Origin of the sequence: Nostoc sp. FACHB-152, assembly GCF_014697475.1 — a bacterium.
Taxonomy (GTDB): Bacteria; Cyanobacteriota; Cyanobacteriia; order Cyanobacteriales; family Nostocaceae; genus Nostoc_B.
In genome coordinates, this window is sequence record NZ_JACJRV010000135.1 from 1 (window position 1) to 11,269 (window position 11,269).

Here is an 11,269-nt window from a genome sequence, read left to right on the forward strand (position 1 = left end):
TTAAATAGAGCTTATTGCGAATAAATGCTCTTTTTCTTTTACCACAAATTGCTACACTCTTTGTAAGATAAGCATTCTAGACCATTTTGTCCCCCCGCAAGGCTTTTAGCGCACCAGCTAAATCTAGGGTTTGCCCAGGTTTCACAACTACTTTGTTTTCAGCACTTCCTGCATCTAAGTTGGGGGCTAACACGACAAATACACGTTGAGTACTATTTGAACCAACCCAGAAAGTGCGATCGCCTACTACACTTTGAACTTTAACATTAGAAAACTGCACAGGTTTATTTACAAGTGTCTGTTTATTAGCGTTAGTAATTACTAAGACATCTGTAATTGGTTCAGTTTGCACAACTGTTGTTACTTGCGGAGTAGGCGTAATCACAACAGGAGGTGCTGGTTCTGGTGTAGCAGTGGCAGTGACAGTAACTGTTGCTTGCGGCGTAGGAACAACAACAACATCAGGTTGCTTTGTTTCGGAAGCACAAGCAGTCAGCCCACTTATCGCTAGTATTAAAAGCGTTGCTTTATTTAACCATGAATTTTTATGGACAAAAAGATTATTGTTGTGCATGATATTTAAACCGTTCTTGCGGCTATAGATTTGACTATTAATTGCTGAATATTGTGTTTATTTAACTATTAAGGCATATACTATTTGTAACGAATCAAAATTTGACACTGAAACAATTCAAGCCTCAACTAAAAGATGATATTTCCCTGATGTGCTTACTTTAAATAATCAAAAGACAATTTGGCTTCTATCTAATGGAATAATGTAGGGTAGAAGCTAATCTGGTATTTATACAAGGTGCGATCGCTCTGATTATTGCTTGTCAAAATTTTTAGGTAATACTTCTAACAATGCTTGAATAGCAGATTTTAATCTGGCTTTCTCAGCTTCTTTAATACATTGAGGATCGTAGCGATCGCGGTAATGTAGTTCAACAATTAATGCTAAGTCCTCACTTAAATCTAAATTAGGAAATTCCTCTTTTAGCCTATTAAGCCAATTTTTTAAAGACTCTGAAGGGTGACGGCTTAAACCTAACTCATTGAAGCGTTGTTCAATCCGATAAAATTCATCATTCCTGTTATTTAGTTCAGCCTTATGTACTTTTTTAGTCAATAACTGTTTTGGAGATAAACGGCGTACTCTATTTTGAGAATTAACCTTAATCAACCGCATAATTATCAATGGTAAAATGAGCCACCACGTATACTTAAATAAATGGCTAAATAATCCAGAACGTAACCATCCTGAAATTTTGAAACTAAAAAATGACCATAAATCAGAGATAAATGATAATTTAGAAGCATTAGCATTCTCAATATTTGTCCAATCAGCAGGGGTTGTATCAAACGCTTGCCATTTACCATTTATATATGCCATTGTCCAAGCATGAGCATGACGGCTACGAACGATATATTGGTTTTCTAATGAGCTAAATTCGTGAACCGAATAGCCGACAACATAACGGGCTGGTATACCAACAGCACGTAAAAGTAGTGTAGTTGCAGTGGCAAAATATTCACAGTGTCCAGAGCGAGTTTGCAATAAAAATGTTGATAAAGGCGTTGATTGATTATTTTTATCTGTAAGCTTTAAAGAATAACGTGCAAAATAGCTTGATGTGATTTATCTTTAATATCCAGTTGGCTAATAGTTTGATTGATGGCTGGGATTTCGGACTTGCTTATTTGTAAATCATCTGCTGTCGGTGGGCTATCTAAAGATTGGCTATTATCAAACAAAACTCGATAAGCGATCGCATCACTTTTTCCTTCAACTTTAATTGTGCCATATGTATTTTTTTCCATACGGCTGACTGGTAATTCATCAATTTCAAATGTTCCGTTAGCCAGCCTGAGTAAGCCTTTACCTTGATTAAGTGTTGCAGAAATATTAAGTGTTGAACTATTAGCTGTTTTATTTCCTAAACGCCAAGTTTTACCACTACTATCAGGTTTTATAGCAGTAAAAGTAGGGTTTGATGTTAACCAAAATCCGGATTTGTACTTATCATAAGTGGCTTCTTTAAGCAGTATAGGAGTATTACCAGCAACACGAAACACAATTTGATTAGACTGTTTTAATACTCCAATATCACCAATACTTGTGCGTTTATTGGTTGAGTCTGTTGCTTGACCACTACTGTTAGCATTGCTTAACCATTCTACAACCGTGGCTTCTAACTGCTGTTGAAGTTGATAAACACCTATCTGTCCGACAAAACCAATACTCCCAGCACATAGAATTAGGCACAGCCAAAGCGTAACAGAAAATCGTGGCGATCGCTTCAACCAAAGAGCAATACTGATAAGTAAAAACATCCCCATATAAAAAGAGATATCCCTACTATTAGCAGTTCCAGCAGATAAAATACAAATAGCAAAGTAAGGATAACTGAGATTAACAATCAAACTATGAGATGGTTCTTTTTTTGTATTTGTTAAGAATAAAAAAAGTTTACGGATATCAAGACTTTCATTTACATAGTATATTTGAGCAAACAACAAGGGAAAAAATGCTAACGGTACCCACTGCAAAAGATGATAAATTAAATAGAGTGAACGGTTAGTAATTAAAAGATAAACCAGTAAACATACCAAAATCATCAAACAAAGATTCGTAATGTTTCGGAAATCCTCATAAGAAAAATCCCAACGCCAGCGAATCAAGGGATGTACTGCTAAAATTACAGCCATTGGTATGGCAAAAATCCACATTCCTGTCTGCCAACCCCAAAAGATTAAAGCAGCACTAAGAAGAAATGCTGGTGCTTTCATATATGCATTAGTTCCTCTTGTATTTTGCCCAACTTTAAAATGCGGAAACTTATGAGTTGGTCATTCATCAAATTTAAATCAAAGTTATCTTCTTTATCTGTAATCATTAAAACTAAAGTATGAATACCCATATTCTTGAGATAATTAACCAATCTTTCCCTGTCTGCGTCCCAAGTTAAAAATATACATATACAGCCACTTAATAAAGTCAGTTTTTCTATTAATACAGGAATAATCGAATCAAAAGATTTGTCTCGGCAGGGAATAACAGATGCAATAATTTCTAGCATTCTGTCAGTGTGGCTGAGTCCTCTGCCAAAGGTAAAACAGTAAGCTTCATTACCAACAAACATCAAGTCTAATAATGATTCTTGGGTTTGAACTTCACAGGCTAATGAAGCGGCAATTGAGATGGCTGCTTCTAAAATTTCACTATAATTAACGCTTTGAAATGTATCTAAAATCAAAGCGTGTCTGACAAAAAATTCATCCTGTTCTTCTTTAACAATTGGCTTTCCAATTTTCGCCCAGCTTTTCCAATGAATTTTTCGCAATGAATCCCCTGGGCGATAATCGCGCAAAGACCGAAATTCTTCTGAATCTCCTACAGAAGAAGCTAACGCCACCCCACCAGATTGATATCTCTTTGTGCCAGGAAGTTGAATTGCTGGCAGTTGATATAACTTAGGTAAAATCAATAAAGATTGGGGTAAAGAAATAGTTGCACAAGCATTAACCAGCCCAAAAGGATCTGGTCTAGCGACGGTCATACCCATGAGCCGGATAACGCCTCGGTGATGAGGTATGATTTCACAAATAACTTCTGTTTTGCTATGAGGTGCAAGGGCTGGTAAATCTATTGGTAAAGCTTTACCGCCTTGTTTGCGAGTAATTAACCAAAGCCACCTATCATATCCTAAAGCTTGAACAAATGAATTATTTTTAGCTTTTATAGTTGCAGAAGTTTCTCTGAACTCTTTAAAATTTGGACGGGGATCGGCAAAGTTTTCAAATAGTTTGAGTCCCTTTTGAATCTTGCTGCTTTTGTTATGAATAACAATTTTGTACTTTATTTTCACGCCCACAGTGGCGAATCTAGGTAGATAGCGATTAGCACTAAATTGATAGCGAAACCATAAACTAAAAACTATAGATATGGTGAGAATAGATAACAGAAAAGAAACTAGTTGATAGTTCATGCTTTCATTGCTAGAACCAGTTAGAGCGGCTGCGATCGCCACCACAACTACAGCCATGCCACTAACAGTAACTCGTCTTATTAGTTTCCGTTGAACGCCATAACTGAAATAGAAAAGACGATAGGTAAAAAGTTTCATATAAGAAGGGAATAGGCAACAGGCAATAGGTAGGAATTTGCTGATTTTTTTCAAAAATCAAATATGAGTCCTCTATCACACTGGAACAGGAACAGATTTGAGAATATCTTCAACAACACTGGCGGCGGTTATACCAGAAAAACGCGCTTGCGGTTCCATAACTAAGCGATGAGCAATCACCGCCACCGCAAGTTCTTGAATATGTTCTGGTGTGACAAATTCATAGCCATCAAACAAAGCTAATGCTTGAGCAATCTTCATCAAAGCAAGAGATGCTCTTGGGCTAGCTCCTAATTGCACACCTTGGGCAGTCCGACTAGCATTGACAATATCTACTAAGTAGCATTTCAATTCTTGAGAGATCCGAACTTGCTTGACTTGCTGTTTTAAAGTGATGATGTCTTGTAAATCAATGCAAGGTTGAATTGTCTCAATCGGGTGTTGTTGAATTTGGTCTGAGAGTAGATTAACCTCGTCTTCTGGTGATATATATCCCAAACTAAACTGGAGTGCAAAACGATCCATTTGGGCTTCCGGAAGGGGGTAAGTACCACGCGATTCCACTGGGTTTTGAGTAGCGATGACAAAAAAGGGATCTTTGAGTTTTCGTAAGTTACCATCAATGCTGACTTGAAACTCTGCCATCGCTTCTAGTAGTGCAGACTGGGTACGCGGCGAAGCCCGGTTAATCTCGTCAGCCAGGACAATATGTGCGAAAATTGGGCCTTCGTGGAAATGAAAAGTGCGATCGCTGGGATTAAGCATCGAAATACCCAAAATATCCGAAGGCAAAAGATCTGGTGTAAATTGAATGCGCTTGAAACTTACATCTACAGAGTATGCTAATGCCTTTGCTAAGGTAGTTTTGCCAGTTCCGGGATAATCTTCCAGCAATACGTGTCCACCACTAGCAAAAGCAGAAAGTAATTTCCTGATTGCTCCTGATTGCCCCTTGATTACCTTTTGAATATTGTTAAAAATTCGTTGGTAAATTTCTGTGCTAGGCCAATCCTGAGTTTTTGAGTTGTCATTCTCCATTTTGGTTCATTATCTGAATGTCATGAAGATAATGTACCCATTTGCTCTAGATAAACTTTAACCCTATCGCCTGTCACCTGTTACCTGTTACCTGTCCTCTGCTATATATATGCACAAATAAAATGCGAGATGTCATTTCAACATCTCGCAATCAAAGCATTTCTTATGTTTATCTAGCTACAAGCATGAAACGCTAATTACAATTAAACAACCACAAAATTATTATTAGTTAATGTCACTCCCGGAGATAAGGTTGCAAATTGTACCTGACTAAAACCAGCTGCACTGCCATCTTGGTCAAAGTATAATCCACCTGTACTCAAGTTATATATAAATCGCTGGTCACTATTGGTTGCAGATGTACCAACAATAAACTGACTAGCCGAGAGTTTACCTGTTGATAATCCACTAAAACCAGCAGAAGATATCTGAATCCGATCAATAGTTGCAGTGAAATTTTTAATGAAATCAACGCCTTGATTGTAACTATTAAAAACAAAGGTATCAGTGCCATTGCCTCCAGTCAGGATATCATTTCCATTACTACCGTTCAGGGTATTATTACCAGCCGCACCAAAGGCAGAGAGATCATCATTACCATCACCACCTTCAAGCAGATTATTTCCTGATGAATAGTCAACAATCAATTTATCGTCACTAGCCCCACCTCGGAGCGTGTTATCTCCAGTCGCAGAATAAAGCCCGTAGTAGGTAAAGAAATCGTTACCAGAGACAGAGAGAAAATCATTGCCATCGCCACCTTCAAGTAGATTATTTCCTGATGAATAGTTAGCAACTAACTTATCGTCACCAGTGCCACCTTTAAGTGTGTTATTTCCAGAGACAGCGTTGATAGAAACTTCACCACGATACTCTGAAACTTCCCCAGAAGCAGAGATATCATCATTGCCACTACCACCATCCAAAAAGTTATTACCTTGTGAATAGTTAGCAACTAAGCTATCGTCACCTGCACCACCAGATATCCGATCATTACCTTCGCCGCCACCTTGGAGGGTATCATTGCCGTCGGTGCCTACAATGTTGTCATCGTAGTTTGTACCTCTAATATCTAATCGCTCAATATTTTTATAATTAGCGAGATATGTGCCGCCTGTAATCGAGCCTTGCTTAGTAGTGACATCGAAAGTTGTTGTAATTCCCTGACTACCATTGTAGTTAAGAAAGGATAATAAATCTTTTCCAGCACCGCCATCTATCGTGTCATTGCCATCAGTGTCAATACCACCATCGAAGGAATCGTTGCCATTGCCCCCTATCATTAGGTCATTGTAACGAGTACCTGAGATCGCTAATCGTTCAATATTTTTGTAGCTAACCTGATATGTATCAGTTTTAATAAAGCCTTGGTTAGTAGCCGCATCAAAAGTGGAAGTGATTCCCTCAGTTGCCTGGTAGTTATAAAACGAGACTAAATCTTCGCCAGCGCCGCCATCTATCGTATCAATGCCATCACTACCGCCATCAAACGAATCGTTACCACTGCCTCCGATCATTTGATCATTGTAAACTGTACCTGAAATCTCTAATTTTTCAATATTTTTGTAGTTGATTAGATTGTTGCCAGCAGTAATTGAGCCTTGGTTAGTGGCAGTATCAAAAGTGGCAATAATTCCCTCAGTAGGATAGGCATACAACACTTTTAATAGATCTTCACCAACCCCTCCATCTACTTTTTGAGTCTTTAGAGATTCAGGAGAAGTATATAATACGAAAGAGATAGAATCATTGCCAAGACCACCATAGACAGTGTTATTGCCAAATCCAGCTGGATTATTTCCTGAGTAGTCGTAGTAGCTAGAAACATTGATATTGTCGTTGCCATCGCCCCCATCCAGTAAGTTATCACCTGTAATAAAGGCAGCAAGCAATTCATCGTCACCAGCACCACCGTTAAGGGTGTTATTTCCAGAGGTGGCAAATCCGTATTGGTCAGCATAGCTACCAATCAAGAGATGATCATTGCCATCACCCCCATCTAGTAAATTATCACCCGTTGTGTACTTGGCACTCAAGCTATCGTCACCAGCACCACCAATGAGGGTGTTATCACCAGAAGCGGCATTAGTGGTTCCATCGTAGAAAGTATGATAGCCAGAAGCAGAGATCGTATCATTGCCTTCGCCCCCATCCAGTAAGTTATCTCCCGTTGTCGCGTCAGCACTTAAGTTATCGTCACCACTCTCACCTTTAAGGAGGTTATCGCTAGTTGAATAATCAACACTTAAGTAATCACTACCAGCACCACCAAAAATCAGATTTTTGCCACTACTGCCTACAATATAGTCATCGTAGGCTGTACCTATAATCTTTAATTTTTCAATATTCTTATAGCTAACTTGATTCTTCCCAGATGTAATTAAGCCTTTGTTAGCATATATATCAAAATTTGAAGTAATTTTCTCAGGTGCTTGACTGTAATTTATAGATAAAAAATCGTAATCTTTGCCTCCATCTACGGTTTGAGTTTTTAAGGAGGTAGAGACAGTTATCGAAGCTGATAGATAGAAGGAATCATTACCATTGTCACCGTTGAGGATGTTTGTACCTTGAACTTTATCGGCGTAAAAAGAATCATTCCCAGTGCCGCCTGAAAGCTTATTATTGCCAGTAGAGTTATAAATATTTAACGTGTCATTCCCTGTACCACCGTCGAGTACATTGTTACCAACACTATCAAATAGTTTGTCATTCCCCGCACCACCAATTAGGGTGTCGTTTCCTGCACCACCATACAGTGCGTCATTTCCATTATTACTCTCCAGGCGATCGCTACCTGCTTGACCAAAAATCTCGTCTGCTTTGTTAGTGCCTACTAATTTATCGTTATTGTTGGTGCCAATAATCTTTGCCATAACTTTTACCTAGCGATTTTCCCGTAATTAATAGGTTTTTAACTTGTAACTAATTGGTTGATAAACCAAAGTAATTTCACAATTTAAAGCCATATTTTGGCTTAATTCCATCTACCCTAAAAGGTAAATTCTCCCCTGAAGATTAACCCTAGTAATGAGCTTAAAAGTAGAATTTATATAATTTCTTACTATTTGAGCTTTAGTTGTTTGGAAATGTACTTAAGTATGTTCAGAAATAAAATACCTAGTTTCATCTTATTTAATTATCGTTGATGAGTGCATATCTTAATCATGACAGCCATCGCGGAAATTGCACTTAAAAACCAAGTTTAAATACTGAAATTACATTTCACATTGGGCGGTTTATCTATCGGGAATTCTACTGTATTCAAAACATCAAACAGTTGACAAGGGATAGGAATTTGTGTAACTTCTCTGTAAACTATTGCTTATAGCTCTCTAGCTTAAGAGTAAGAAACAACTAATAACCTAACAATAACTTGATACTAGCTTTTTCACTTAGTTGTCTATACTTATGCACATATCTTTGCCTACTCTTCACATTCTTGATCGACGTATTTATATTTACTTTACTTTACGTAAGTAAATTAAGACAAGAAGGTGATGTAAAGGTCAAGATGCTAATACCAAAACATCCACGATTCCGCATAGACTATCACTCTAAGATTTGGAGTGATTGCGATCACCTAAAGCATACCATCCTATAAAGTCAGAGAAGTTTAAGATATTTTTAAAGAAATCATAAACTGCTAGTATGATTACTTAGTTATTAAAATGTATTTTAAGTTAAATTACGTTATCTGGTATTGGTAATTTATTTACTTATATGATCTAAGTATTTGTATTTGAGCAGTATTTGATTTTAAATAGCTAAATAAAAAGCGATCGCAGTTCCATGTAGCGATCGCTCTACTCAATACCTGATAAAACCCTAACCCTGGTATTGATTAATCAAATTTTACTTTGTTTAGTTTAATTAAAATTGCAGTGCCAGACCCCTCATCCTCTGTTAGAAAATTCAACATTTAAGATTAATTTTCTAATAAATTTGAATTAGGTAATTAAAAAAGCCTGTATCTAGCAATCCTATTTGATTTTTCAAGTACTGGTTGAGGCAGGGAATAGGGAGTGGGGAGTAGATTTGTTTATAATTCATTTAGGATTGCTATAGCAATTGATTTTCTAGCTCACGAAGCTGGATAATGGTTAAATACTTCAACTGTACCCTTCCTATCAAAAGAAACCACATTAAATGGGTCTTTTTTATTGCCCATCTCCATTCCTGGAGTACCTACAGGCATTTGGGGAACAGATAAGCCAGTAACTTGTGGTTGTTCTTGAAGCAGACGTTTGATATCTTGTGCTGGTACGTGTCCTTCAACCACATATCCATTAACAATTGCTGTGTGGCAAGAGGCTAAATTATCAGGCACATTGTAATTTTGTTTGATTGCTTCAATGTCATTTGTAGCAACGTCATCGATTTTAAAACCTTGTGACTTTAAGTGATCAATCCATCCATGACAACAGCTACAGTCAGGACTACGATATACAGTAGCATTTGGTGTAATTGCGCCTAATGTCTTGTGTATTTGTGTACTACTAATAACTGGGGTATTAATTGCAACCGCAGTAGGAATAACTTGAGCATGGCTAATAGGAGCATAACTTCCTAAAATGCCTAATACACTTGTTGTCAAGCAAATTGTTACAACTACTTTCATGGCAACACGTACCGTAACAGAATGTAGTAATTCGTGCCATCTATTAATCAAATTTTTGTGCGACATTTAAAATTCCCTAAATACTGTACAGCCAATTTTGATCAAAGCTAATCCTGGTTAATTCAGCTAACTACTATATTTTAAGAAATTACACATCTGCCTTGAAAAAAGGTATTAGAGCATATAGGTGTAGAGTATGGGGAAAGACATTGGAGTGATACTGAAGTCGTAGATTTTGAGGATGCTCAGAATTAATTTATTACCAATGTGTCTACCTTAAGGCTCTGTCTAGGCGTTGAAAAAATTTTTAACCTAATCTTAGAGTTAACTCAAGAGTAAGGAAAAATTTTGTATGACAAACGATGTTTCTACTAATATCAACCAGTCTAGCGATATTAACAAGCAAGTTAATACTTCAATTGCCATTGGCGCTCTCTTGATTATTTTAGGGATTGTAGCGATCGCTATTCCTGTTGTGACAACCATATTTGCGGAGAGTTGGGTGGCGATAATTCTGATTGCGGCAGGATTTGCCAAACTGGTTTATGCTACTCATACCCGCCATGAAGGAGGTTTTCTGTGGAAACTTCTCCTCAGTGGACTGTATATTGCGACAGGCGTGATGCTATTGATTTATCCTCTCACAGGTATTCTCACCCTAACCCTATTACTAGGTAGCTTTTTGCTAACTGAAGGTACATTCGAGACAATTTTGGCATTCCGCTTACGTCCACAACAAAACTGGACATGGGTATTAGGTAATGGCATTATCACCTTATTCTTAGGCGCACTGATTTGGTTCCAGTTTCCTAGCAACGCACCTTGGCTACTTGGCACCTTGCTTGGCGCTAGCATTGTAGTTACTGGTATTTCACGGGTGATGCTGTCTTTGAATGCGCGTTCTAGCTTGAATGCATCTAATCAAGCTGTATAAATATGACTTTCCTGTGAATTGATATAGGTTGAGCGTTACTTACATCTTGCACCTAAGGATTTAAAATCGCAGCTACAAAACAAAAGCCTGGCGAACCGACCCAGGCTTTAAAGGCTTGATCCAAAATTGACTAGTGGCTCACGCCACTAGCAAGGTATGAAAGAAACACAATGTCTTCTTGCCATATACCATTTCACCAAATAAATGATACAAATAATTTCTCCTCGGCCCCTCTGCTCCCCTGCTCCCCTGCTGTCTATTTGTATCAAATTTAAAGTGAAACGGTATTAGCCCGGACATAGCCCTTGTTGGCATTCAGGGCCACGAGCAATGTGCGTATCATAAAAGATTTTGACTGCTGTAGAGTTGTAACGGTCGAGCTTCTGTAGATAATTCCAAGCAGTCAGTGCAATTGGAGTATCGAGGTTTAACCTTGGTGTCAAAATAATAGACATCTCCGAAAACTATCAAACCTTGTTTGTGACTAGCTTATAAGGCGCAAATGCAAGCATCGCGAATTACCTAGTCTATACGCTAAAATAAGGATTT

9 protein-coding genes are annotated in these 11,269 nt (G+C 37.8%); 1 reads left to right on the top strand and 8 read right to left on the bottom strand.

Annotated features, from left to right (window positions below):
* Nucleotides 1-76 precede the first annotated feature (76 nt).
* From H6G76_RS35000 to H6G76_RS35025, 7 genes are all read right to left on the bottom strand, one after another.
* On the bottom strand, nt 77-574 hold the full coding sequence (locus H6G76_RS35000; RefSeq protein ID WP_190710784.1) for a hypothetical protein: 498 nt from the start codon (nt 572-574) through the stop codon (nt 77-79).
* Between the two features lie 252 nt (nt 575-826).
* Nucleotides 827-1,558 carry a transglutaminase family protein gene (locus tag H6G76_RS36760; RefSeq protein WP_199337633.1) on the bottom strand — a complete coding sequence of 244 codons (732 nt, stop codon included), beginning with the start codon at nt 1,556-1,558 and terminating at the stop codon, nt 827-829.
* Between the two features lie 47 nt (nt 1,559-1,605).
* On the bottom strand, nt 1,606-2,790 hold the full coding sequence (locus tag H6G76_RS36765; RefSeq protein ID WP_199337634.1) for a DUF1475 family protein: 1,185 nt from the start codon (nt 2,788-2,790) through the stop codon (nt 1,606-1,608).
* The gene (locus H6G76_RS35010; RefSeq protein WP_190710785.1) at nt 2,787-4,127 is read right to left on the bottom strand and encodes a DUF58 domain-containing protein; all 1,341 of its coding nucleotides are present in this window, start codon (nt 4,125-4,127) and stop codon (nt 2,787-2,789) included. The genes H6G76_RS36765 and H6G76_RS35010 overlap by 4 nt, the downstream gene beginning before the upstream one ends.
* Before the next feature lie 75 nt (nt 4,128-4,202).
* Nucleotides 4,203-5,165 (bottom strand): MoxR family ATPase, encoded by a 963-nt coding sequence (locus H6G76_RS35015; RefSeq protein ID WP_190710786.1) that lies wholly within the window; start codon nt 5,163-5,165, stop codon nt 4,203-4,205.
* Nucleotides 5,166-5,368: 203 nt separating this feature from the next.
* On the bottom strand, nt 5,369-8,041 hold the full coding sequence (locus H6G76_RS35020) for a calcium-binding protein (RefSeq protein WP_190710787.1): 2,673 nt from the start codon (nt 8,039-8,041) through the stop codon (nt 5,369-5,371).
* Between the two features lie 1,208 nt (nt 8,042-9,249).
* Nucleotides 9,250-9,852 carry a DUF411 domain-containing protein gene (locus H6G76_RS35025; protein ID WP_190710788.1) on the bottom strand — a complete coding sequence of 201 codons (603 nt, stop codon included), beginning with the start codon at nt 9,850-9,852 and terminating at the stop codon, nt 9,250-9,252.
* Nucleotides 9,853-10,138: 286 nt separating this feature from the next.
* Here H6G76_RS35025 and H6G76_RS35030 point away from each other — a divergent pair, with 286 nt between their 5' ends.
* The gene (locus H6G76_RS35030; RefSeq protein WP_190710789.1) at nt 10,139-10,720 is read left to right on the top strand and encodes an HdeD family acid-resistance protein; all 582 of its coding nucleotides are present in this window, start codon (nt 10,139-10,141) and stop codon (nt 10,718-10,720) included.
* A gap of 287 nt (nt 10,721-11,007) precedes the next feature.
* On the opposite strand, the gene H6G76_RS35035 is transcribed toward H6G76_RS35030, so the two are convergent.
* On the bottom strand, nt 11,008-11,175 hold the full coding sequence (locus H6G76_RS35035) for a DUF3105 domain-containing protein (protein ID WP_190710790.1): 168 nt from the start codon (nt 11,173-11,175) through the stop codon (nt 11,008-11,010).
* Nucleotides 11,176-11,269 lie beyond the last annotated feature (94 nt).

Coding starts and splice junctions, on each gene's coding strand:
- H6G76_RS35035 (WP_190710790.1), bottom strand. CDS start 11,175: ATGTCTATTATTTTGACACCAAGGTTAAACCTCGATACTCCAATTGCA.
- H6G76_RS35000 (WP_190710784.1), bottom strand. CDS start 574: ATGCACAACAATAATCTTTTTGTCCATAAAAATTCATGGTTAAATAAA.
- H6G76_RS35030 (WP_190710789.1), top strand. CDS start 10,139: ATGACAAACGATGTTTCTACTAATATCAACCAGTCTAGCGATATTAAC.
- H6G76_RS35015 (WP_190710786.1), bottom strand. CDS start 5,165: ATGGAGAATGACAACTCAAAAACTCAGGATTGGCCTAGCACAGAAATT.
- H6G76_RS35020 (WP_190710787.1), bottom strand. CDS start 8,041: ATGGCAAAGATTATTGGCACCAACAATAACGATAAATTAGTAGGCACT.
- H6G76_RS35010 (WP_190710785.1), bottom strand. CDS start 4,127: ATGAAACTTTTTACCTATCGTCTTTTCTATTTCAGTTATGGCGTTCAA.
- H6G76_RS35025 (WP_190710788.1), bottom strand. CDS start 9,852: ATGTCGCACAAAAATTTGATTAATAGATGGCACGAATTACTACATTCT.
- H6G76_RS36765 (WP_199337634.1), bottom strand. CDS start 2,790: ATGAAAGCACCAGCATTTCTTCTTAGTGCTGCTTTAATCTTTTGGGGT.